General features: G+C 49.6%; 23 protein-coding genes. 12 read left to right on the forward strand and 11 right to left on the reverse strand.

The window, feature by feature from the left end; genetic code table 11:
* Position 1: 1 nt before the first annotated feature.
* The 4 genes from BM367_RS03475 to porV are packed head-to-tail and all read right to left on the reverse strand — an operon-like array spanning position 2 to position 3,970.
* Positions 2-1,795: a tetratricopeptide repeat protein gene (locus BM367_RS03475; protein WP_092457774.1), complete on the reverse strand. Its 1,794-nt coding sequence runs from the start codon at positions 1,793-1,795 to the stop codon at positions 2-4.
* A 7-nt stretch (positions 1,796-1,802) separates the two neighbouring features.
* Positions 1,803-2,246 carry a dUTP diphosphatase gene (gene dut, locus BM367_RS03480; protein ID WP_092457777.1) on the reverse strand — a complete coding sequence of 148 codons (444 nt, stop codon included), beginning with the start codon at positions 2,244-2,246 and terminating at the stop codon, positions 1,803-1,805.
* Between the two features lie 56 nt (positions 2,247-2,302).
* A complete protein-coding gene (ispF, locus tag BM367_RS03485; protein ID WP_092457780.1) occupies positions 2,303-2,791 on the reverse strand; it encodes a 2-C-methyl-D-erythritol 2,4-cyclodiphosphate synthase in 489 nt (162 codons plus the stop codon).
* Positions 2,792-3,970 (reverse strand): type IX secretion system outer membrane channel protein PorV, encoded by a 1,179-nt coding sequence (gene porV / locus BM367_RS03490; protein ID WP_092457783.1) that lies wholly within the window; start codon positions 3,968-3,970, stop codon positions 2,792-2,794. It lies immediately after the preceding gene.
* Positions 3,971-4,358: 388 nt separating this feature from the next.
* Between porV and BM367_RS03495 the strand changes: the two genes are divergently transcribed.
* The 3 genes from BM367_RS03495 to BM367_RS03505 all read left to right on the forward strand — a co-directional run bounded on the left by BM367_RS03495 (position 4,359) and on the right by BM367_RS03505 (position 8,523).
* Complete coding sequence (locus tag BM367_RS03495; RefSeq protein WP_092457786.1) at positions 4,359-5,897, forward strand: SUMF1/EgtB/PvdO family nonheme iron enzyme; 1,539 nt, start codon at positions 4,359-4,361, stop codon at positions 5,895-5,897.
* Positions 5,898-5,984: 87 nt separating this feature from the next.
* The gene (locus BM367_RS03500) at positions 5,985-7,268 is read left to right on the forward strand and encodes a UDP-N-acetylmuramoyl-tripeptide--D-alanyl-D-alanine ligase (protein ID WP_092457789.1); all 1,284 of its coding nucleotides are present in this window, start codon (positions 5,985-5,987) and stop codon (positions 7,266-7,268) included.
* A gap of 103 nt (positions 7,269-7,371) precedes the next feature.
* Positions 7,372-8,523, forward strand: coding sequence for an acyltransferase family protein (locus tag BM367_RS03505; protein WP_092457792.1), 1,152 nt, complete (start codon positions 7,372-7,374; stop codon positions 8,521-8,523).
* 7 nt (positions 8,524-8,530) lie between these two features.
* Here BM367_RS03505 and BM367_RS03510 read toward each other — a convergent pair whose 3' ends face one another.
* Positions 8,531-9,808, reverse strand: a complete 1,278-nt coding sequence (locus BM367_RS03510; protein WP_092457795.1) for a DNA polymerase Y family protein — start codon at positions 9,806-9,808, stop codon at positions 8,531-8,533.
* A 170-nt stretch (positions 9,809-9,978) separates the two neighbouring features.
* On the opposite strand from BM367_RS03510, the gene BM367_RS03515 reads away from it, so the two are divergent.
* Both BM367_RS03515 and BM367_RS03520 read left to right on the forward strand, forming a co-directional pair.
* Complete coding sequence (locus BM367_RS03515; protein WP_143103935.1) at positions 9,979-10,356, forward strand: hypothetical protein; 378 nt, start codon at positions 9,979-9,981, stop codon at positions 10,354-10,356.
* Positions 10,357-10,510: 154 nt separating this feature from the next.
* Positions 10,511-11,464, forward strand: coding sequence for an alpha/beta hydrolase (locus BM367_RS03520; RefSeq protein WP_245759883.1), 954 nt, complete (start codon positions 10,511-10,513; stop codon positions 11,462-11,464).
* On the opposite strand, the gene nth is transcribed toward BM367_RS03520, so the two are convergent.
* From nth to gldA, 5 genes are all read right to left on the reverse strand, one after another.
* Positions 11,461-12,168 carry an endonuclease III gene (gene nth, locus BM367_RS03525; protein WP_092457801.1) on the reverse strand — a complete coding sequence of 236 codons (708 nt, stop codon included), beginning with the start codon at positions 12,166-12,168 and terminating at the stop codon, positions 11,461-11,463. The two genes, BM367_RS03520 and nth, sit on opposite strands and share 4 nt — an antisense overlap.
* Positions 12,169-12,249: 81 nt before the next feature.
* Positions 12,250-12,489, reverse strand: coding sequence for a hypothetical protein (locus BM367_RS03530; RefSeq protein WP_092457804.1), 240 nt, complete (start codon positions 12,487-12,489; stop codon positions 12,250-12,252).
* Between the two features lie 80 nt (positions 12,490-12,569).
* Entirely contained in the window at positions 12,570-12,866 is a 297-nt protein-coding gene (locus tag BM367_RS03535) for a hypothetical protein (RefSeq protein ID WP_092457807.1), read from the reverse strand.
* A 34-nt stretch (positions 12,867-12,900) separates the two neighbouring features.
* Positions 12,901-14,187: a phosphopyruvate hydratase gene (gene eno / locus BM367_RS03540; RefSeq protein WP_092457810.1), complete on the reverse strand. Its 1,287-nt coding sequence runs from the start codon at positions 14,185-14,187 to the stop codon at positions 12,901-12,903.
* A gap of 28 nt (positions 14,188-14,215) precedes the next feature.
* The gene (gldA, locus tag BM367_RS03545) at positions 14,216-15,127 is read right to left on the reverse strand and encodes a gliding motility-associated ABC transporter ATP-binding subunit GldA (protein ID WP_092460893.1); all 912 of its coding nucleotides are present in this window, start codon (positions 15,125-15,127) and stop codon (positions 14,216-14,218) included.
* Between the two features lie 126 nt (positions 15,128-15,253).
* On the opposite strand from gldA, the gene BM367_RS03550 reads away from it, so the two are divergent.
* The 7 genes from BM367_RS03550 (at position 15,254) to apaG (ending at position 21,785) form a co-directional block, all read left to right on the forward strand.
* Entirely contained in the window at positions 15,254-16,981 is a 1,728-nt protein-coding gene (locus tag BM367_RS03550) for a M23 family metallopeptidase (RefSeq protein ID WP_177224092.1), read from the forward strand.
* A 17-nt stretch (positions 16,982-16,998) separates the two neighbouring features.
* Positions 16,999-17,466 (forward strand): thioredoxin-dependent thiol peroxidase, encoded by a 468-nt coding sequence (gene bcp, locus BM367_RS03555; protein ID WP_092457815.1) that lies wholly within the window; start codon positions 16,999-17,001, stop codon positions 17,464-17,466.
* Between the two features lie 87 nt (positions 17,467-17,553).
* Positions 17,554-18,168, forward strand: a complete 615-nt coding sequence (locus BM367_RS03560) for an RNA polymerase sigma factor (RefSeq protein WP_222842562.1) — start codon at positions 17,554-17,556, stop codon at positions 18,166-18,168.
* Positions 18,137-19,414, forward strand: coding sequence for a hypothetical protein (locus BM367_RS03565; protein ID WP_143103936.1), 1,278 nt, complete (start codon positions 18,137-18,139; stop codon positions 19,412-19,414). Before BM367_RS03560 ends, BM367_RS03565 begins: the two co-directional genes overlap by 32 nt.
* Before the next feature lie 74 nt (positions 19,415-19,488).
* A complete protein-coding gene (locus tag BM367_RS03570; protein WP_245759884.1) occupies positions 19,489-20,100 on the forward strand; it encodes a YceI family protein in 612 nt (203 codons plus the stop codon).
* A gap of 191 nt (positions 20,101-20,291) precedes the next feature.
* Positions 20,292-21,266 (forward strand): DUF5777 family beta-barrel protein, encoded by a 975-nt coding sequence (locus BM367_RS03575; protein ID WP_092457827.1) that lies wholly within the window; start codon positions 20,292-20,294, stop codon positions 21,264-21,266.
* 135 nt (positions 21,267-21,401) lie between these two features.
* The gene (gene apaG, locus BM367_RS03580; RefSeq protein WP_092457830.1) at positions 21,402-21,785 is read left to right on the forward strand and encodes a Co2+/Mg2+ efflux protein ApaG; all 384 of its coding nucleotides are present in this window, start codon (positions 21,402-21,404) and stop codon (positions 21,783-21,785) included.
* On the opposite strand, the gene BM367_RS03585 is transcribed toward apaG, so the two are convergent.
* Positions 21,772-22,542, reverse strand: coding sequence for an RsmE family RNA methyltransferase (locus tag BM367_RS03585; protein ID WP_092457834.1), 771 nt, complete (start codon positions 22,540-22,542; stop codon positions 21,772-21,774). The two genes, apaG and BM367_RS03585, sit on opposite strands and share 14 nt — an antisense overlap.

A 22,542-nucleotide genomic window follows, 5' to 3' on the forward strand; every position in this document is an offset into this window, starting at 1 on the left:
ATCACTGAGCATCGGGGTTTAACGTACGATATTTTATTTTTTGCTGCAAAATCAAAGAGGTATCGCCCTTTTCCACAGCCATTTTCCAGGACGAAATTGCATCGTCAATCCGGTGGAGGGAAAAGAGAATATCTCCATAATGGACCCAATATCCGGGACTTTGCTGGGCTTCCGGATGAGCAAGAGCCTTTTGCATCCATTGAAGCGCCGCCTGATAAGCCTTTAACTTGTACAATACCCAGGCATAGGTATCCTCATAGCTGTAATTATCGGGTTGCAGATGTACGGCTTTTTGAATCATTTGCAAGGCTTTCTGCAAATGTTCGCCTCGTTCGGCAAGATAATAGCTGTAATTATTCAGGATCAGATCGTTGTCGGGCGCAAGGATCAATGCTGCCTCAAAGCAGCTATCCGATCTGCTGTATTGCTGCAAATCAAAATATACCGTTCCCAATAACGACAAAATCTGGGTTTTCAGTTCCGCATCCTGTTTAGCCAGAAACAAAGCCTGTTGCAAAGTATCGGCGGCTGCAGATTCCGCATGTTTCCATACCTGAGCCATACCGCAATAATAATATCCATCTGGCATGCCGGGAAAGCGGCTCAAAACTTCATGGCTCAGCCGGTACAAGCTATCTGTCTGTTGCTGCATGGCATACAACCGCAGCAAACGCTGCCACCAGCTGATTTCAGCAGTATCGAGTGCTATGGCCTGCCGATAGGCATAAGCTGCACTATCGCTCCAGGCTGGTGGATTCCATTGGCCAGCATGCAGCCAGATATCCCCATACAAAGCATAAGCCCGGCTATCGTCCGGATGGGCAGCTATCACCATCCGGCTCAGCCGAAGCGCTACCTGCAGCTGGGCTGCATCAATCTCAACATATTGGAGAAACGGATACAGAAATTCAAGCTTATCTTCAATATCGAGATCAGGATTGGCAAATGCTCGAGCCATATACCTGTAAAAAGAAGCCGTATCGCCCTGGCGGCGGAACTGCAAGGCCATGGCAATCAAACCCTGGGGATAATCGGGATATCGCTGCAATAAAGCCTGCCAAACAGCTATAGCCGAGTCGTGCATTTGCTGCTGATCAAAGATTTGTGCCAACAACCGATAATAACGGGGTTCATCCGGATATTCGGCAATAAGTTTGCGCACTTCGGCGGCTGCGGCTGTTATCTTGTGTTGCTCCAGGAAAATCCGTTGTTTCTGATACACATATTCTTCCTGCAGACCCTTGATTTTTTCAAGGGTATCAAAAATTTTCAATGCACTGTCTTCCCGATGAAAACGTGACTGGGAAAGCAATACAGCCTGATTGTACAGATATTCGGTATGTTGCGGATAGTGTTGATAAAGCCCGGCAAATACGGCCGCTGCCGAATCATAGCGTTTGTTCATGACCAACAAATCGGCATAGCTAATCTGATACCACACATTGTTTGTATCCAGCCGCGCGGCTTTCTCTGCATAGTACAATGCCCGTTCGGGTTGCTGCAATTGTACAAACAGGCGGGAAATCTCAAAATGAGCGGCTGCATCCTGCGGACGATAGGCCAGGAATACAAATAAATTAAACAAAGCCCAGGTGAAATTGCCCTGCTGTTTGTTGATTTCTGTGGCGAAAAACAGGCTGTCCAGATACCGCTGCTGCGAAGCCTGGTCCGGGAAATGCGGCAGATGGGTAAAATGAGGATAATACGACCGGGAAAGCTTTCTGGTAGATCGGCAGCTTACCATTACCAAAACCAGCATCATGCCACAGCACCCGTATCGCAGCAATTTGTTCATGGCCAGCTCAGGTTTTACCGGTGTGGCCAAATCCGTTTCCACCCCGATCTGTCGCTGCGAGTTGCTGCACCTCCATCCATTCAATCCTGGTATAGGGTGCTACAATCATCTGAGCTATCCGATCGCCGGGTTGAATCCATTGGACTTCTCCGGAAAGATTAATCAAAATCACCTGTATCTCTCCCCTGTAATCCGAATCGATCGTACCGGGTGCATTCAAAACCGTAAGCCCCTGCTTCCAGGCCAATCCGCTTCTGGGTCTGATCTGGGCTTCATAGCCAGCAGGTAATTCAATAAACAAACCGGTTGGTATCAGCACGCGTTCGCTTGGCTTTACAGCGACAGCCTGGGGGAGATAGGCCCGCAGGTCAAGCCCAGCTGCGCCTGCCGTAGCGTACTGCGGAACCTCAAACGGAGAACGGTTGATGAGGGGAACTTTCAAGGTATGCATAGCAACACAAAAGTAAGGTTTTGCGATAAGCGGCAACAAACACACAAAAACAGGGTTCAAGCCTTCATCAGCAATACAACAGCCATGGCTGCTATTCCCTCTTCCCGGCCGATGAATCCCAAATGTTCTGTAGTCGTAGCTTTGATGGAAACCTGATCGGGTTGGATTTGTACAATGCGGGCAATCTCCTGTTGCATGGCAGGAATATAAGGTTTAATTTTCGGCGTCTGCAGGCAAACGGTACAATCCAGGTTGCAAACCTCATAGCCCTGGCTTAGCACCTTGTTCACACATTGCTGCAGCAGTACACGGCTATCCACCCCCTTCCAGGCGGGATCCGTATCCGGAAAATAGGTTCCGATATCACCCAGGGCGGCAGCGCCCAGCAAAGCATCGCAAATGGCATGCAGCAAGGCATCGGCATCGCTATGCCCAACCGCACCTTTGGACGAAGGCAGAGTAATTCCGCCCAGCCGCAAACCACCTGAAATATCGGCTGAGAGCTGATGAAAGTCAATTCCCTGGCCAATACGAAAATGCGGCATCTACTGCTTTTTACCGAAATCAAACAACAGGGAAAAGCGCAGGGTATTGGAAAGCGGATTGCGCTGAATACCCGATCCGGACGGTACCAGATAGGAAAAGTTCAATCCAAAACTGTTGTATTTCAAGCCCAGCCCTGCTGTAAAGTATTGCCGATCCCCTTTGTATTTGCTTTCATGAAAATAGCCTCCCCGCACCGCAAACAGATCATTATACCAATATTCCACCCCAATGCTGTATGTGATCTCTTCCAATTCTTCCTTTAAACCGCCCGGAGCATCCCCGAAGGATTTGAAAATACCTTCCACCACACCAATGTCATAATAATTTGCCAGTCCGGCCGAATCTTTTGGCGGAGTAGGTACCAGCAACTTGTTCAGGTCAATAGTGAAAGTGATTTTATTGTATTCATCAGGCTGGGTGGTATATGCCCCGCCAATGCCCAGATTGGTTGGCAGAAAATTCTTCTGGGCAGCACCGTTGGTATAGGAAATTTTATTGCCCACATTGGTAATGGCTGCACCAAAACTCCAGGTATGGCTGCCACCATTATCATTTTCCACTGTAGCAGTGTAATAGGTTGATACGTCTCCGGCTACGGCCTGACCCGCTTTGTAGGTGCTTCCGTTATCGGGATTGTATCCGGAAGCCAGGTTGGAATAAATGTACCGCAGGGCAATGCCCAAACCCCAATGATCCGATAATTTCCGTGCATATCCTCCATCAATGGCAAATTCACGTGGATGAAACTGCCCCTGGTCCATTCCCCGAAAATCGTAAAATTGTACATTGCCCAGGGAAAAATACCGAAGAGAAGCTGCAATGGATTGGGTTTCATCCAGCTGTTTATATCCACTCAAATCCGCCAGATACACATCATTGACCAGCTGGGTTAACCACGGTGTGTAGGTCACAGACAATGCACCCGACTGGGAAGCAAAAGGAATTTTGGAAAGATTCCAGTAAATGGAATTGGCATCCGGTGTAATGGCTACGCCCGCATCGCCCATAGCCCCACTTCGTGCATCCGGCGAAATCCGCAAAAACGGCACGGCCGTGTTGATCACATTTACCCGCCCGTCAATCGAAGTGTTAGAATCAATCTGCTGGGCTGCTGACATCAGGGGCAATAAGGATACAAAAAAACTCAAATAAGCTGCAATAGCGTTCAGTCGGGTCATGTATGGTTCTGGTTTGGGCAATAAACAGGTTAAACTTACAACAAAATTTTTAGTTATTGTAATTTTTACGCAAACTAATTTTTTTTCCTTAAAAAGCTTGGATAATGTAAACGATTGAATGATATGTTTAGTATTTTAACATGTCTGGTAGCCGGGTCGAAAATAGTATTTCTACGCACAAAAATATGGCCATTCTGCTTGCGCCATCCTCCCGGGGATAATTTTTTTGCCGGCGAAAATTAAACTTGAGCCAGGAAAAAGATATTTTGCATACTTTTCAGCAAATACATACGTTATCAACCCATAAAGTTTTATGTACAAACAGGCTCACTGGCAAAATAAAAAAAATGTTTTTGCGTTTTATACCGGAAATCCAACGTGAAAAACCATGCGTACAAGATCAGTTTTCCTATGGATGTGTGCAGGAGCGGCAACAGCTCTGATGTTTAGCTCCTGCAGTCTGTTTAAAAAGAAATATGAGAAATCGGCCGTTACCGGTTGGGATTACAACAATCCCAAATGGGGAGGATTCTATGTAGCTAAAAACAAGGAACAGCAAACCGGCCCCGGGCTGGTGTTCGTACAGGGTGGTACGTTTACCATGGGCGCTACCGAACAGGATGTGATGTATCAATGGAACAATATTCCCCGGCGCGTGACGGTATCTTCGTTTTATATTGATGAAACGGAGGTTGCCAACGTTCATTATCGGGAATACCTGTACTGGCTGAACCGGGTATTCGGCCAAACTTATCCGCAGGTGTACCTGAAAGCCCTGCCCGATACCCTGGTGTGGCGCAGCGAGCTGGCATATAACGAGCCTTTGGTGGAATATTATTTCCGGCATCCTGCCTACAACTATTACCCCGTTGTAGGTGTAACCTGGGAGCAGGCATCCGACTTCTGCAAATGGCGCAGCGATCGGGTTAATGAAAAATTGCTCATCGACGCCGGTATCCTTTCCATGCAGGATATTGACAACGAACAGGCTGATAATGTATTTACTACAGGAGCCTATCTGGCAGGCCTCTATGAAGGTACTCCCGGCAAAATGGCCAATTCCCGCAAATCGCCCTACCGAAATCCGGATGGTACTCCCCGCAATATTACATTTGAAGACGGCATTTTGCTACCCAATTATCGCCTCCCTACGGAAGCAGAATGGGAATATGCAGCCCTGGCCTATATCGGTGAAAATCCCAATCCCTCCCGCAAAGAGGGCAAACGGGGTGAAGAGCTGATCATGAACCGCGAAATTTATCCCTGGTCCATCAACCCGAGCGGGTTGCGCGATCAGCGCAGGGGAAATTTTGAAGGTCAGTTCCTGGCCAACTTCAAGCGTGGCCTCGGCGATAACATGGGTATTGCCGGCGGATTGAATGACCGGGCATCTATCCCCGCGCCCGTGAAATCGTTTTACCCGAATGCATTCGGCATTTACAATATGGCTGGCAACGTCAGCGAATGGGTAGCCGATGTGTACCGCCAGCTCACCCCGCTCGATGCCGATGGTTTCAATTATTTCCGGGGAAATGTGTTTATGGACGTATACCGCAATCCCCAGGGTGAGTTTGAAAAAGATAGCCTGGGAAGATTGAAAAAGATTGTAGAACCCGATTCCATTGCGGCCCAGCGCCTGAATTACCAGCGGGCTGACGTACGCGATTATCTGGATGGGGACTCCCTCTCGGGTGTAACCTACGGTTATGGGATCACCTCGCTGATCAACAACGAAACCCGGGTTATCAAAGGCGGCTCCTGGAATGATTTGCCCTACTGGCTTTCGCCGGGCACCCGCCGGTATATGCAGCAAAATATGGCCAGCAACACCGTTGGCTTCCGCTGCGCCATGGATCGGGTGGGCAGCCAGGAAGGCAACGGCTTTCGCACCGGCAACTATTTCCGCCAACCCCGGCAAAAAAGATAATCTCCTGACTCACTTCATTTTCAAAGGCCTTTCCCGGTTTAGGAAAGGCCTTTATTTTTGTTGCAAACCCGCCCTAAATGTCGATCCATGATCTCTATTCCTGAACTATATGCATTCTACCGCCAGCACCCGCACGCACAGACCGATAGCCGCAAACTACAGCCCGGCGAAATCTTTTTTGCCCTGAAAGGTCCTCGCTATGATGGACATGAGTTTGTAGCCGCTGCCCTGGAAAAGGGCGCAAGCTATGTGGTAGTTGACCGGCCTGAAGCCGTACTCAACGATCGCTGCCTTCTGGTAGCCGATACTCTCCGGGCGCTGCAGCTGCTGGCCCGCCACCATCGCATGCAGCAAAATATTCCTTTTCTGGCCATCGGCGGATCGAACGGCAAAACCACTACCAAAGAGCTGATCCGTTCCGTATTATCTACTACCTATCAGGCTTACGCCACCCCGGGCAACTGGAACAACCATATTGGCATTCCGCTTACCCTGCTGGCGATGCCACCGGAAACCAATATTGCCATCATTGAAATGGGAGCCAACCACATCGGCGAAATGATGCAGTATTGTGATATGGTAAACCCCACCCACGGCCTGGTGACCAACATCGGGAAAGACCACCTGGAAGGATTTGGCAGCATAGAAGGGGTAAAGAAAGCCTATAATGAACTGTTTGACTACCTCCGGATTACCCGTGGCACAGCATTCGTTTGCCAGGACGACACGGAATTGATAACCCTCAGCGAAGGTATTCCCTACCGATTTACCTACGGCGCATCTCCGGAGGCACGCGTCAGTGGTACTGTGGTGCAGGCCGATCCTTTCCTGCAATTGCAGGTACGCCTGGAAGGGAAAGAGGTGCTCATCCGTACTCAGCTCATTGGCCGATATAATTTTCAAAACATCATGGCAGCCATAGCTGTGGGCCTATACTGGGGAGTACCCATTCCCCGGATCCAGGCCGGCATTGCGGAATACACGCCCCAAAATAATCGCTCGCAACTGGTGGAAAAAGATGGCAATACCTATATCCTCGATGCATACAATGCCAATCCATCGAGTATGAAAGCCGCCATCGAAAATTTCGCTGCCCTGAATGCCGAAAAAAAAATTTTACTGCTGGGAGCCATGAAGGAGTTGGGAGCCGCTTCCGAAAGCGAACATCGGGAGCTGATCCGGCTCATCAGCCAGTACCCCTGGCATCTGGTAGCTTTGGCGGGTGAAGAGTTTGCCGGTATCTCCCATCCTTATCTGTATTTTCCTGATGCCGCTTCCTTGCGCAACTGGTGGAAGTCGCAGCATATTACCGGTGCCCATGTGCTGGTAAAAGGCTCCAGAAGCCTCGCTATGGAACAGGTAATCAACTGATTAACCAAATGATAACGATCGCGCATTCGTTTGACTGAGATAAAAAAACGGAAACCTTTTATCTTTTCGCATTTGAGTGATATCTTCCAAAACTCCTTTACCCATGACAAACACCTTGCAGAAACGTTTCCTGTCGCTCGACGTGCTCCGGGGAATGACCATTTGTTTCATGATTATTGTGAATACAGGTGCCCCTGGTGTGCAGGCCTATCCGCCACTGGAACATGCCCATTGGTTTGGGTTTACGCCCACGGATTTAGTGTTTCCCACCTTCATGTTTGTCGTGGGCAATGCCATGAGTTTTTCCATGCCCAAATATGCCGAGCGTGGACCATCTGTTTTCTGGCAAAAGGTAATCAAACGCACGGTTATTATCTTTTTGCTGGGATACCTCATGTACTGGTTTCCCTTTTTTGATTTTACTGACAGCGGGCAGTTTTATTGGAAACCTTTCAGCCATACCCGGATCATGGGGGTGTTGCAACGTATTGCCCTGGGTTATTTCTTCGGGTCCATCATTGTTTACTACCTTTCCAGGAGAGCTGTCATCATCCTGTCAGTCCTCATGTTGCTGGGCTACTGGGCTTTGCTGTATTTGTTTGGCGATCCTGCCGCACCCCTCAGCATGACCGGTAATGCAGTATTGCGGCTCGACAGGTTTTTGTTTGGCGATAACCATCTCTATCACGGAGAAGGCATTCCTTTCGATCCGGAAGGCGTGCTCAGTACGCTACCCGCCATCGTGAATGTGTTATATGGATACCTGGCCGGCAAATTCATCCAGGAAAATGGAAAATCATACGAAACCATTGCCCGGCTTATGATCTGGGGATCGCTGCTGGTGTTTGTGGCCCTATTCTGGAACCTGAGTTTTCCTATCGCCAAAAAACTTTGGACCAGTCCGTTTGTGCTTTACACGGTAGGATTGGATTTGATCATCCTGGGTATGCTGATGTATATCCTGGAAGTACGAACCGACGCTCTGAATCGGCCAGGCATGCGTCGGCTGACTTATTTCTTTCTGGTTTTTGGAAGAAATCCGCTTTTCCTTTATCTGGTTTCCGAATTGCTGATTACGGTTTTGTGGATGATTCCGGCAGGAGACAATGATCTTCCGCAGTGGGTAAGTGATCACATTTTTCAGAAGATAGCAACAGGAGCTTTGGGTGGACTTCTGTATTCATTGAGCTATATGCTGATTTGCTGGCTTATTGGCCTCTGGCTGGATCGCCGCCGGATATACATCCGGGTATGAGCATGTCTCAGGTTTGACGAGCATGGAGATCTTTCACCGAGCCAAAGCCAATAGCATCTTTCATGGGCTGCGCATCGGAAAGTTCCACGGCTTTTATCAGCTTGTCCGGGCCAAAGCGATCTTTGATATCATACACGGCGCGCAGCAGGTTTTGCCGGCGTACTGGCTCTTCAAACAAACTTAGAGGCACCAGCTCTTCCGGCACAAAATCCGATACTGAGATGCCCATGGCTGTAAGCTGATCGTTGATCAGCGGCTCGCAGTGGTGGATACGCACAAAATGCTCCATCCGCTGGCGGATGGCCTGCAGCAACCATGTGCCTTCCTGTACGGGTTGGGGCAAGCGGATAACCTGATGCCACTGGCGTGTATAGGTGTAGGTGAACTGTACGGTCACTTCCCGGCAACAGACGCGTTGGTTGACCATGCGACGCTCCAGCGTCATGCATAAAGCTACCAACAGATCATGAAGTGATTCTACCCGCTGCCGCTGGGCAGCTGAAATCTGCCGCATGGCCTGCATGGTTTTATAGGGATGATCCATGATATCCACCTCCGCAAAATTGAGGCGGTAATGCCAATGCAACCCCACAATGCTCTGGCAAACCTGGCGCAAATGATGGGGAGAAGCATGGCGCAATTCCAACGGCGTATGAATACCCCCCTTTTTCAGTCGCTGAGCCATTCGTTCAGCAATCCCAGGTAGATCGGTCAAAGAAAGTCCTGCCAGTATCTGATCAATGTTTTCCGGAGTAATCATTACCAGCCCATCGGGCTTTTGCAACTCGGTTCCCAATTTAGCCAGAAAAGCATTGGGCGCAATGCCAATGGAACACCGCAGCCATTCACCTACCTGCTCGCGGATATCGGTCTTGATCTGCCTGGCCAATGCCATCAGATCCGGATACACCCGTTTGTAACTCCGAAGGTCAATCACCGCCTCATCAATGCTTTTGGGAATCACTTCCTGCGCATAACGCCTGAGCACTTCTATGATGCGAACATGAAATTCGCGATACCGCTCAGGCCGGGATTCCAGCGGTACCAGCTCCGGGCATAACCGAATAGCCTCCCGTAGCCGCATACCCGTTTTCACGCCACGCTGCCTGGCTTCAATAGAAGGAGCAATCACACATCCGTTCTCGCCCGTGTATACACATACTCCTACCGGACGCCCTCTCAAATAATAGTTCATCTGCTGCTCACAACTAGCAAAAAAGCTATTCATATCCACAAACATCACATATCCCTGATCAGGCCTTGCATGAACGGTATTTCGGTTCATAACGGTTTCATTTGCAAAACCAAATTACTAAATTTTTTAGTAAAATGAGTTTCATGCAAACCAGGCTGTTAAGATTTTCGTATTTTCTTCTACACAAATTGATTAGACTCAGGAAAGATGGTAACTTTAAACAACCCTTACGTATTTGTTCACTCTTAAATACAAGACCTATGATGACGAAAAAACACATGCTTGGCGGATTGATGATAGCCTGCTTCAGCTTTCTGGCTCTCTCCGCCTCTGCACAAAAGACCGTAACCGTAAAAGGCGAAGTACTTGACATGAATTGTTACATGGCCAAGGGTGCCCATGGTGCCGGACATGCCAGCTGCGCCAGAATGTGTTTGAAAGGAGGAGCTCCTGCCGGATTGCTCACCAGCGACGGTAAAGTGTACCTGCTGGTCGAAAACCACGACAAGAGCGCACCTTATGAAGAAGCCCGTAATCATGCCGCTGACCAGGTAGAAATTACTGGCACGGTGGAAAACAGAGGTGGCGTGCAGGCACTGGTTGTGGACAATGTGAAAGCCTCGGGTGGGAGCATGTAAAACGAGTTCCGTTTGTGCTTTTACGCCTGCCTGCCATGGGCAGGCGTTTTTGTATTCCTCTATAACCCGGGTTAAAGCGGCTGCTTAACCATATCCTCCAATCCCCGATCAATTTTATAATCCATTCCGAACGGATTGTTGTATACTTGCAGGCATGATGTCTTTCAGAGAAGCCATGCAAAAATCCATTCCGGCTCTGGTTGTTTTCATGAGTATGACCTTTTCAATCCGGGCTCAGCAGGTAATACCGCTGTATGACGGTCCCATTCCGAATGCAAAGTCCGATACGGCCGTACACGAGGTTTCTGCCACTGATGCCCATGGCATCGTGCGGATCAGCGGGGTTACCCGGCCCACCCTGACTGCCTATTTGCCGGATCCTGCGCGGGCTACAGGCACGGCTATCATCATCTGCCCGGGCGGCGGATACAGCATCCTGGCAATCAAACACGAAGGATACGATGTGGCGCAAACCCTGCAGCAATGGGGCATTGCAGCCTTTGTGCTGAAATACCGATTGCCGGACGACCGGATCATGATAAACAAATCCATCGGCCCGCTTCAGGATGCCCAACGGGCTATCCAGCTCGTGAGCGAACATGCAGCAGCATGGCATATCAATCCCCATCAGATTGGCATCATGGGCTTTTCTGCGGGTGGGCATCTGGCAGCTATGGCGGGCACCCGTTTCGAGGAAAATTTTATCGATAACCCATCTCATATTTCCCTGCGGCCCGATTTCATGATTTTGTGTTACCCGGTAATCAGCATGACGGATAGCCTAACGCACATGGGCTCCCGCACGCACCTGCTGGGCGAACATCCTACTCCGGAACAAATTCATGCCTTCTCGGCCGAGATGCAGGTGACGTCGCAAACACCTCCGGCTTTTATCATGCAATCCAGCGCTGATCCGGGAGTAAAGGTGGGCAATAGCGTGGCCATGTACCTTGCTTTGCACCAACATGGGGTGCCGGTTGAAATGCACCTGTATGAAAAGGGGCCCCATGGCTTCGGTATGCATAACCCCGCTACTCCCGATCAATGGATGGACAGGCTGCGCAACTGGCTAATCAGCAATAACTGGCTGCCTACAACCCCGCGTTAAGAAGAGGTATTCCGTTTTTTCTTTTTTTCGGATGATGCCTGGGCCGGAGAAGCCGCTTTCTTTCGTTCCATGCGCTGGTAATAGTTACAGATTGCTTTCAGGCCACAGATCTCGCATTTGGGGTTGCGGGCTGTGCACACATAACGCCCGTGCAAAATGAGCCAGTGATGGGCTTTATGAATTTTATCGGGCGGGAATAATTTCACCAGCCGCTGTTCTACCTTCAGAGGTGTACGGGCAGAAGCGGGAACCAGTCCCAGCCGGTGCGATACCCGGAACACATGCGTATCAACCGGCATATTGGGTTGTTCATACAACACAGCCGTGAGTACATTGGCTGTCTTTCGCCCCACACCGGGCAATTGCATCAGCGATTCCACATCACGTGGAATTTCACCCTGGTGCTGTTGTACGATGGCCTGTGCAGCAGCTATCAGATGCCGCGTCTTGCTATTGGGATAACTGATGCTTTTGATCAATGGGAACACTTCCTCAAACGTAGCATTGGCCAGCGCATATACATCGGGAAATGTTTGAAAAAAGGCGGGCGTTACCTGATTTACCCGTTTATCGGTACATTGGGCCGACAGCATCACAGCCACCAGGAGCTGATAAGGATTGGCATAATGCAATTCAGTTTGGGCATCGGGCAGGTGTTGTTCAAAATAACTGACCAGAAAGTCCGCTTTTTCTTTTGCTTTCATGCTGGACAAAAATACGGCATGGCCGCACTTGTTGCGAACAGGTAAATACGAAGGGATTACCAAACTGGTGGTAGATGAAAATTATTTTCCCTGGATGCGTTCAGAAAGGGAACCATTTTTCTTCAGGGCTGCATGCAGCAGAATGGCGCGAATAGTGGCCGGATCGGGCGGGATTTGCAACTGATCTAACTGCTCCAGAATCTGGCGGGCTGCTTCTGCCTCTTCACCTGTGAGTCCGAGGCTGCGAATGGTTTCTTCGATAGAAGACTGTCGCTCTCCGCCATCCGGAGAAAATTTTTCTTCAGGAGTAAAATTGGCCATGAACCGGAAATTTGAGGTGAAACCATCTTTTCCATGTTAATCGAATATTAAACGATGGGCACCTCAAATTATTGTCAGTATCAATGGTTTTTTTCAAATGTAATGTTGTACAAATCAGCCTGTGGAGGCTTGAAGTAATAACGGGTTCGGGCAAACTGCAACAGCTGAACCGGATTGTGCTGCAGGGCAGCTTTCTGCTGTTCGGCCTGTTCGATCTGCTGTTGATAGAAGTTTTTTTTCTGCTCCAGCTCCCGGATCTGATGGCTCAGATGCCATTGGGTAATCAGGTCATCGTGATCAAAAAACAGCATCCACAGCCCAAAAACCAGGGCTGTGAATACGTATTTGTTTTGGATCCAGGCAGGAAAACGCTTCATGACCCGTAATTATGAAATGCTGAAGCAAGCAAAACTATGGTAATTTAAAAAGATTTTGGGGAAAACGTGCCTGATCGCCCAAGGCTTCTTCAATGCGCAGCAGCTGGTTGTACTTGGCAATCCTGTCGGTACGGGAAGCTGAACCGGTTTTAATCTGCCCGCATCCCAGTGCCACGGCCAGGTCGGCAATAGTTGTATCTTCTGTTTCGCCGGAACGATGGCTCATGATGGTGGTATAGCCATGATGTTGTGCCATCTGCACACAGGCAATGGTTTCCGTAAGGGTGCCGATCTGGTTTACCTTGATCAGGATGCTGTTGCCCACACCCTGGGCAATGCCCCGTTCCAGTCGCTTTACATTGGTTACAAACAGGTCATCTCCCACGAGCTGGATGCGATTGCCCAGCCGCTGAGTAAGCAATTGCCAGCCTTCCCAATCATCTTCTGCCATGCCATCTTCCAGGGATACAATGGGATATTTTTCAACCCACGAAGCCCAGAATTCTACCATCTCGGCCGGGGTGAGCATCCGACCATCGGATTTATAAAAACGATATTTCTTTTCTTCAGGCACATACATTTCACTGGCAGCGGGGTCAAGGGCAATGGCTACCTGGCTGCCTGGCCGGTAGCCGGCAGCTTCAATGGCGCCCAGCACCAGCTCAATAGCCTCTTCGTTGTGCTGCAAATTGGGAGCAAATCCGCCTTCATCGCCCACGTTGGTAGAATATCCCTTTTGTTTCAATACTTTTTTGAGGCTATGGAAAATTTCCACTCCCCAACGCAAAGCCTCACTAAAGCTGGGGGCGCCATGGGGCGCAATCATAAATTCCTGAAAGTCGATTTTATTATCGGCATGCACGCCTCCGTTGAGGATGTTCATCAATGGCACGGGCAGCAGGCTGGCTCTTACGCCTCCCGCATAGCGATACAGCGGCATGCCCAGCTCGGAAGCAGCTGCCTTGGCCACAGCCAGGCTCACAGCCAGCATGGCATTGGCTCCCAGCTTCGATTTGTTTTCTGTGCCATCGAGTTCAATCATCGTCTGGTCAATACCTTCCTGATCGGTAACTTCCCATCCTACTAATGCTTCCTGAATGGTTTCATTGACATGCTGCACAGCCTTCTCCACACCTTTCCCTCCGTATTTCTGTTTATCGTTGTCTCTGAGTTCTATCGCTTCGTGTACGCCGGTGGAGGCTCCCGAAGGCACGGCAGCCACGCCATATCCATCGTCTTCGGTAAACACTTCGGCTTCTACGGTTGGATTTCCTCTGCTATCCAGAATCTGACGGGCATGGATGGAAACAATGGCACTCATTGTGTATCAAAATTTTGATTAATAAATATCAAATCTGGGTAAGCTGGCGAAACACTTCTTCCAGCGATCGCATCTGGGTTTGCAAAGAAATGATATTCAGATTATTTTGCAAAGCATAGCGGAAAAGATTTTTTTTGAGTTCTTCGGCATCTGCTGCAATAAGCTGCCATTGGTGGGGGGTGTGGGCGCGGGCCTGCTGTATGCCCGGTACATCCTGCCACCAGTCTTCGGCCAGCGTTTCGGCCCATTCCACCTCCAGCACCTGCTGGGCTATTGCCTGTTGCCTGAGCGCTTCAATGTCCCCGTCGGCCACGATTTTGCCACGATGGATGATGATAACCCGCTGGCACATAGCCTCTACCTCCTGCAGGATATGGGTTGACAAAATCACGGTTTTTTGCCGGCCCAATTCGCGGATTAGCTGCCGGATATCTACAATCTGATTGGGGTCCAGACCTGAAGTGGGTTCATCCAGAATCAATACCTCAGGATCGTGCAGCAAGGCCTGCGCCAGACCTACCCGCTGCCGGTATCCTTTTGACAACATGCCGATTTTTTTATGGCTTTCTTTTCCCAGGCCCGTCAGGCCAATCACTTCTTCCACCCTTTGCCTACCTCGTTTACCCAGATGATGAATATCGGCCATCCACCGCAGGTATTCTCGTACGTAAAGATCCGGATAGAGCGGATTCTGCTCCGGCAGATATCCGGTGATACGTTTCACTGCCAAAGAATCGCGCACCACATCATGACCGCATACTTCAATCTTTCCGGAATCAGGCTTCAGATAGGCGGTAATCATGCGCATGGTAGTAGTCTTTCCCGCTCCGTTGGGACCCAGAAAGCCTACCACTTCGCCGGGATGAATGTCAAAACTGATATCATCCACAGCTGCCTGGGCTCCGTAGTACCGACTTACATGGGTAAGCTTCACTGACATGGGCATATGGCTTGTAGAACGAAAATACGGGAGTTCAGGCGCCCGACGACTAATAACTTGTTAAAGATTTTTTACAGCTGCTCTGGATTTTTTACAAATGTAGGTGCCTCCCGTATTTTTACGTCTATGCAACTATGTAAGCTGCCTGTTTTGATTTCCGGACTCATGGCGACTGCCATCCTGGCCTCGGCTCAGCCAGCCACAAAATCACCATCCTCGCATGCATTTGTCTCGCCTTTACACATTCCTCTCCTGCTGGCGGGTAATTACGGGGAATTGCGCCCCGATCATTTTCACGCCGGACTGGATATCAAGACGCAAGGCCGCACCGGCCTTCCGGTATATGCGGCTGCCGATGGCTTCATCAGCCGGGTAGCCGTTTCCAACAGCGGATATGGTCATGTGATATACATCCAGCATCCCAATGGCTATACCACGGTCTATGGGCATCTGGAACGATTCATGCCCGAACTGGCTGCTTACGTGAAACAGCAGCAGTACCGGCAACAAAGCTGGGCTATTGATCTGCAGCTTAATCCTGACCAGTTTCCCGTACGCCAGGGGCAACTGATTGCCTGGAGCGGCAATACAGGTGCTGCCGTTGGACCGCATCTGCATTTTGAAATCCGCCATACCTCCACACAAACGCCGCTCAATACCCAATTATTTGGCCTGCCCATCGAGGATCATATTCCGCCAACCGTGTACCGGGTTGCCATTTATGACCGTGATCAGAGCATTTACCTGCAGCATCCACTTCAGCTGACCGTACATGCGGTGCAGGGGCGGTGGACGACCCAGCCTTCAGAAGTATGGGTCAAGGCCAGCCATATCGGCGTGGGTGTACAGGTGGTGGACCATCAAAACGGCACATCCAACACTTTCGGTATTTATGAGGCCAGGCTTTACGACAACGGCCAGCCAGTAGCATCTTTCCGGCTCGATAGCATTCCGTTTGACCTGACCCGGGATGTGAATGCACATATGGACTATCAAACCTGGCTGGAAGATGGCCGGGCTTATCAGCTGTTTTTCCCGTTGCCGGGCAACCGCCTGCCTGTTTACCAGCTTTATGCCCCTCAGGGCGCTGTTGATATCAGCGACGGGAAGCCTCATCATTTGACCATCGAAGTGATAGACGTTAGTGGAAACAGCCGGATCGTCCACCTGACCTTGAAACAAGCACCCGGAGCCGGTGTACATAACCGTTCGGCTGACAGCTGCTCTTCGGCCATGCAGCCCGGACAACTCAACATTGTAGATGAGCCCAATCTTTCTTTTGACCTGCCGTCCGACGCCTTATACGACGGCATTTGCTTCCGTTATACCATTGAGGCTACCCAAAGCCCACATTTGCTCGCCCCCATCTATCATCTTTTCCCGGCTACCATCCCGCTGAAAACCCATTTCACCCTTTATCTCAAACCTCTGCCAGATATTCCTGAACCTTTGCGTAACAAATTGGTTATTATTCGTACAGCACCCCGCCAGGAGGAGCTGAGTGTAGCACAATGGACATCTGGCGGGTGGCTGGCGGGTCGCTTCAGCGGATTTGGAAAATTTGAGGTAAAGGCTGATACCGTGGCGCCGTTGATTCAACCCATCACCCGGCTATATCCGGGCATCCGGCTTACAGATGCACGGGAAATTCGTTTTCGGGTAACCGACAATCTGAGCGGAATAGCCAGCTACCGAGCAGAACTGGACGGAAAATGGCTGCTGATGGGACAATTTAAAAACACGATTTATTATACTTTTGATGAGCATTGTCCACCCGGCAAACATACGCTTATCCTTACGGTAAGTGATCGTGTGGGCAATACCCGCACCTATGAACTGCATTTTATTCGTTAACCTTAAAATTTCATACCATGGCTGCTTTGCAGGAAGGCGATAAAGCGCCGGATTTTACCGGAATTGATCAACACGGCCGCACCGTGAAATTGTCTGATTACAGGGGCAAAAAGGTGGTGTTGTATTTTTATCCGAAAGATAATACACCCGGTTGTACCGCACAGGCCTGCAGTCTGCGTGATCATTATGACCAGCTTCGGCAACTGGGACTGGAAGTAATCGGGGTAAGCACCGATTCGGTGAAAAGCCATCAGAAGTTTGAAGAAAAATACCGGCTGCCCTTTACCCTGATTGCCGATACCGACAAACAAATTGTGCAGGCCTACGGTGTCTATGGGCAGAAAAAATTCATGGGAAAATCGTTTTTAGGTACCACCCGCACCACTTTCATCATCAACGAAGATGGCATTATTGAAAAAATCATCCGAAAGCCTAATACAGCTCGTCATGCACAGGAAGTAATGGCAGCCGTTGGCCATTCCTGAAAGGCAGGATTATGCCCGGTAATCATGCTTCTGCCTTTTTGTAATTTTAAAAGGCAAACGCAACCTTTCAGGCATTTCTTTCGACTTGTGGAAGAGCAAAGCAACAACCTGGTGCCGCTTACGGATGAACAACTTGCTTCCCTGCTGGAAGGATGCAGGAAGGGCATATCTGCCAGTCAGCAGCAACTGTATGAACATTTTTGCAGATATGCAATGGCTATTTGTTTGCGGTACGCCCATCAGGAAGATGAAGCCCGGCAGGTGATGAACGATGGCTTTGTAAAGGTTTTTACGCATTTGCATCAGTTTCGGCCTGAGAAACAGCATCAGCACCTAGTGGTAAGTTTCAAAAGCTGGATTAAAAAAATCATGATTTATACGGCCATCGATTATTTCCGGGCCAACCGAAAACACCAGCATGAAGAGGTAGATCATGCAGTGCTGTATAAGGCCGATCCCCAAGCCACCCCGCTGGATAAGCTTAGCCACGAAGAACTGATGAAAATGGTGCAGATGCTTTCACCTGCTTACAGGATGGTGTTTAACCTGTTTGTGATTGATGGCTATTCGCATGAAGAAATTGCGCGCCAGCTGGGGATTTCGGTTGGGACATCCAAATCCAATCTTGCCAAAGCCCGTGAAAAATTACGAAAAATGTTGCTCTCAAGATATGCAGAACTTTACTCCAGATATGAACGATGATGAGCTGGACAGGCTATTCCGGGAAGCAGCTGCTGCTTTCCAGCCAAAGGTCCCTCCGGATAACTGGCAGGAGATTGCGCGCCGGCTCGATCCAGCCTTATGGGCTGGCAAGTCTGTAAATCGGAAGCGTTCCTGGCCTGGCCGGAGGCGCTTGTTTTGGATAGGCATAACTGCAGCCGCAGCTGCCGGCTGGCTTTCCTGGAAGCTCTGGCTTCAGCCTCAGGTAGGGTCGCCTGCCAATCCTTCTGTCAGCCAATCCATCGACACCGCGATGGGCTTACCAGCCCCTGCTCCATCTGCCGTTGTTTCCCGGCCCAATATTCCTTCGTCTTCGCCAGCTTCCCAGCAACCTGTAAGCAATGCCAGGAAAACTGCTTCTTTGCCCGTATTCCAAACCACCGGCGCACCTGGCGCCCCGGGCCACACACGTGTGTCTTCTCAAACCCAATTTTCTGACAGCCGGCGTAATGAGCTTCAAAGCATGGCTACAAAAACCGAACAAATCCCACCATCTCTCCCTCAACCTGAAACGGACTCTGCACAGGCTGCCCCTTCATTTGCTCTGGATCTACCCTTATTGCCGACTTCAGCTCCCCCGCAAATCCATACGCCCGTGCAACAAACCATCCACCTGCAGCCTGCCGACTTCAGACGACTACCCCCCTACCGATGGACATTCGGAATCTTGACCGGCCCCTCCTGGGCAAAACTGCCCGAGGCATCGGCCAGATATTCTTCGTTTGCTGCCGGATGGATGCTTGGCCTGCAACTTATACCCCGCCTGCATCTGGAAACGGGAATGATCTTGAGCCAGGCTGACTACAATGGCACGATAGAAAACTATCACATGCCGCTCACGCCCAATGAAAGAGAAAATATCAAAGCTATCCAGGCAGCCTGCAAAATCACCGACGTACCACTCAACCTACAATGGGACATATTTTCAACGCCGCGGCAACGGATATTTCTGGGTGCAGGCGTATCCTCCTATTTCATGCGAAAAGAAGACTACCGCTATACCTACAAACGCTATGTGCCCGGTTATCCCTGGCATGTTACCCTTGAGAACGTCAATACTCATTATTTTGCTGTTGGCAATCTTTCCGCCGGATTTGAACAATCCATCGACTCCCGATTTTCTCTGCAGGCTGAGCCTTATCTCAAACTACCCCTCTCGGGTATAGGCTATGGCCAGGTAAAACTGCAAAGCTTTGGTATCTGGCTTTCCGTCCATTACCATTTTTAACCTTAACAAAAAATTAGGCGCACATGCCAACCTGATTGGGTGTCAATACCGTTTAATTTGCAAAACCGTTTCACATGATGTCTCTGTTTCACAATGTCTTTTGTCTGGGTTGGGGATTGCTGCTGGGTTTCTCTCCCCTGTATCCCCATGAATTTGCAGCCACCAAACCCACCTCTGATATTCTAATCTGCCGCAATGCCCATATTTCCTTTTATTCGCCTGCGCCCATCGAAGATATCCGGGCCGAAACCGATCAGGCTGTTTCTGCGTTCAACAGTGCAACCGGCAGTTTGTACTTCAAAGTCATGATTCGCAGTTTTACTTTCCGGAGAAGTTTGATGCAGGAACATTTCAATGAAGATTTCATGGAAAGCGACCGGTATCCTTATGCCGAATTCAAGGGCAATGTGGTGCAAATGCCCGATCTTAGTAAAGATGGCAATTACCCCGTGCAGGTGCAGGGCATATTGACCATTCATGGTGTAAGCAAAAACTATACGGTACCGGCTACGCTCAGTGTAAAAAACAAACAGGTGAGCGGACATGCTGTATTCAATGTGAAACTGGCCGATCATCATATTCAGATTCCCCGGTTGTTGATGAAAGATATTGCCGAACAGGTACAGGTAACCGTAGATGCCGTGTATCAGGTTGATAACTCCTCATCAGCAAATCCTGGCGCATAAAGGGGGCCTCAAAAAGCAGGTTTGCTTGGGAATAAACTTATTCGTCTTCACAATTCTGTTTGAAAACAGGCTTCTGTAGCTTGTCTGCCGTTTGCATAAAAAACTAAAAGAAGACAACAATTTTTGCTTTTTGTCTTGCCTGCTGGCAACTTCAATTGCAGACGATCCGATACTTATCTACAAACGGACACATGAAAAGACTCTATGTGACAATGATGGCGGGTTTGTTGCTTTTCCCGCATGCTGGCCGGGCACAGCAGGATTTGAGCCAGCTTTTTGCCGATAGCACAGCTTCTCATCTGCCGGTAATGGCCACATTCAAAGGCACTACGCTGGTAAATCTGCAAACCACCAAAACCCTGCATGCCCATGATTTGCTGTTCATCGTAAGTCATCGTTTTGGTGATTTTGCAGGAAGCAACGGTGGGGGTAAAACTTTTTTTGGCATGGATGCCATCAGCGATGTGTTAATTGGATTTGAGTATGGTTTCAATGATCGGTTTACTGCCGGCATAGGGCGTGACAAAGGAGCCCCGAACGGTGTTTCTGAATTTCAGACTCAATTGTTTTATCTCACCGGAAAATACCGGTTGCTCGATCAAACCGGCGACGGGCATATACCGGTTTCCCTGGATTTGTTTGCCAGAGGGATTTTCAGCGCCGCCCAGCGCCTGCCCATTCCTCAGTCCAATATTGATTTTCAGCATTTCGGAGACCGGTGGAGTGGAAGCCTGCAACTGCTGCTCGCCCGCAAATTTTCCGAAAGCTTCTCTGCAGAATTGATTCCTACCTATCTGTACCGGGCCCTCACCGCACCGCAGGACCCACATCAGATGTTTGCCCTGGGTGCTGGATTTCGGTTAAAAATCAACAAGCGCATGGCCATCATAGCCGATTATGTGCAGCCCTTCCGGAGCACAGCTTCCCGGAACTACTACAAACAACAATTCAACCAGCATTTTTATCCTCCAATTGGTATCGGCTGGGAAGTGGAAACCGGTGGGCACGTGTTTCATATTGAATTCACCAACGCGACTTCCATCCTGGAAAATCAATTTATTCCAAATACCACCACGTCTTGGACGAAAGGGCAATTCCGATGGGGCTTTAATGTTACGCGAACCTTTACGCTTGCCAAAGGAGCTGCAAAGGAATGGAAGCAGTAGGGTTGTTGCATCAGGTAGGGTTGATCGCCGGATATAGAACTGTCCGGAGGGGTCAACCCTTTTGCATGACAGAGTTCTTGTAAATTTTACAGGATAGTATCATAAAATATTTATCTTTACACAAATCAACCTACAATGAAAAAGGTCACGGAAGGCATTACCATCAGCGTAGAAACTTTTTTCCAACCTGATTATTCCAATCCTTTGGGTCATGAATTTATGTTTGCCTACCGTATTACCATTGAAAACGAAAATGTATTTCCCATAAAACTGTTGCGCCGGCATTGGTATGTGGTAGATGCCAATGGCTTGAAACGTGAGATTGAAGGTGAAGGTGTGGTGGGCATGCAGCCGATTATTGCTGCGGGTGAGCGTTACCAATATGTGTCTGGTTGCAACCTGCGTACGGAAATGGGTAAAATGTATGGCACCTACCTCATGGAAAACCTGATGACCAAGCGGGTTTTTGAAGTAAAGATTCCCGAATTCCAGATGATTGCCCCCCTTAAGCTGAACTGAAGGCCGAAGCCTGCATCCACACACAAGCCACGATAGCTGCTGTTTCTGTGCGAAGCCGGGTATAACCCTGTGAAACCTCTTGCCAGCCTGCCTGCCGCGCTATTTCAATTTCTTCGGGTGTAAAATCGCCTTCCGGGCCTATGAGCACACATTTGCTGCCCGGCTGGCAAGAAAGCTGCCATATCGGAATCCGGGCTGTGGGCTCGCAATGGGCAATGGCCCGGCATGTGGCATGGCAGGTATGCACCCATTCGCTAAATGCTGTCGGCGCATGGAGTTCCGGTAAATAATACTGCGATGACTGAAGCATAGCCGCTATCATCAGCTGGCGGTAACGTTCAGGCTTCCATCTTCCATGAGGCGAGCGAGCCGTGAGCAGAGGGACAATATGCCGGATACCTAATTCAGTGGCTTTTTCGATAAGCCATTCTGCTCGCCCAGCATGGTGCGGCAGGGCTATGGCCAGGATGTGATCGGGCGGGTAAGGTTGTTGGGTGATGGTTGATATACGTACAATGGCTACTGGCGCGGATGCCTTTCGGCCACCTGCATGCACCGCTGTAAGTTCAGCCCTGGCTTTCAGCCCTCTCCCATCGGTGAGCTGCACTGCATCTCCCGGCTGCATGCGCAAAACCTGAATGCAGTGCCGGGAACTGAGGGCATCAAGCCTGATTTCCCCACCCCCATCAGGCAGGGATTCCGCATAAAATAAAGGCAGCCCATCTGTACGCTGGTAAACGGGATAGGGATGATCCAT

The organism is Thermoflavifilum thermophilum (assembly GCF_900116565.1).
GTDB classification, from domain to species: domain Bacteria; phylum Bacteroidota; class Bacteroidia; order Chitinophagales; family Chitinophagaceae; genus Thermoflavifilum; species Thermoflavifilum thermophilum.

Bases quoted from the DNA above. Each gene is read 5' to 3' on its own strand.
- BM367_RS03475 (WP_092457774.1), bottom strand. From the start codon at position 1,795: ATGAACAAATTGCTGCGATACGGGTGCTGTGGCATGATGCTGGTTTTG.
- dut (WP_092457777.1), bottom strand. From the start codon at position 2,246: ATGCATACCTTGAAAGTTCCCCTCATCAACCGTTCTCCGTTTGAGGTT.
- ispF (WP_092457780.1), bottom strand. From the start codon at position 2,791: ATGCCGCATTTTCGTATTGGCCAGGGAATTGACTTTCATCAGCTCTCA.
- porV (WP_092457783.1), bottom strand. From the start codon at position 3,970: ATGACCCGACTGAACGCTATTGCAGCTTATTTGAGTTTTTTTGTATCC.
- BM367_RS03495 (WP_092457786.1), top strand. From the start codon at position 4,359: ATGCGTACAAGATCAGTTTTCCTATGGATGTGTGCAGGAGCGGCAACA.
- BM367_RS03500 (WP_092457789.1), top strand. From the start codon at position 5,985: ATGATCTCTATTCCTGAACTATATGCATTCTACCGCCAGCACCCGCAC.
- BM367_RS03505 (WP_092457792.1), top strand. From the start codon at position 7,372: ATGACAAACACCTTGCAGAAACGTTTCCTGTCGCTCGACGTGCTCCGG.
- BM367_RS03510 (WP_092457795.1), bottom strand. From the start codon at position 9,808: ATGAACCGAAATACCGTTCATGCAAGGCCTGATCAGGGATATGTGATG.
- BM367_RS03515 (WP_143103935.1), top strand. From the start codon at position 9,979: ATGATGACGAAAAAACACATGCTTGGCGGATTGATGATAGCCTGCTTC.
- BM367_RS03520 (WP_245759883.1), top strand. From the start codon at position 10,511: ATGATGTCTTTCAGAGAAGCCATGCAAAAATCCATTCCGGCTCTGGTT.
- nth (WP_092457801.1), bottom strand. From the start codon at position 12,168: ATGAAAGCAAAAGAAAAAGCGGACTTTCTGGTCAGTTATTTTGAACAA.
- BM367_RS03530 (WP_092457804.1), bottom strand. From the start codon at position 12,489: ATGGCCAATTTTACTCCTGAAGAAAAATTTTCTCCGGATGGCGGAGAG.
- BM367_RS03535 (WP_092457807.1), bottom strand. From the start codon at position 12,866: ATGAAGCGTTTTCCTGCCTGGATCCAAAACAAATACGTATTCACAGCC.
- eno (WP_092457810.1), bottom strand. From the start codon at position 14,187: ATGAGTGCCATTGTTTCCATCCATGCCCGTCAGATTCTGGATAGCAGA.
- gldA (WP_092460893.1), bottom strand. From the start codon at position 15,127: ATGTCAGTGAAGCTTACCCATGTAAGTCGGTACTACGGAGCCCAGGCA.
- BM367_RS03550 (WP_177224092.1), top strand. From the start codon at position 15,254: ATGCAACTATGTAAGCTGCCTGTTTTGATTTCCGGACTCATGGCGACT.
- bcp (WP_092457815.1), top strand. From the start codon at position 16,999: ATGGCTGCTTTGCAGGAAGGCGATAAAGCGCCGGATTTTACCGGAATT.
- BM367_RS03565 (WP_143103936.1), top strand. From the start codon at position 18,137: ATGCAGAACTTTACTCCAGATATGAACGATGATGAGCTGGACAGGCTA.
- BM367_RS03570 (WP_245759884.1), top strand. From the start codon at position 19,489: ATGATGTCTCTGTTTCACAATGTCTTTTGTCTGGGTTGGGGATTGCTG.
- BM367_RS03575 (WP_092457827.1), top strand. From the start codon at position 20,292: ATGAAAAGACTCTATGTGACAATGATGGCGGGTTTGTTGCTTTTCCCG.
- apaG (WP_092457830.1), top strand. From the start codon at position 21,402: ATGAAAAAGGTCACGGAAGGCATTACCATCAGCGTAGAAACTTTTTTC.
- BM367_RS03585 (WP_092457834.1), bottom strand. From the start codon at position 22,542: ATGGATCATCCCTATCCCGTTTACCAGCGTACAGATGGGCTGCCTTTA.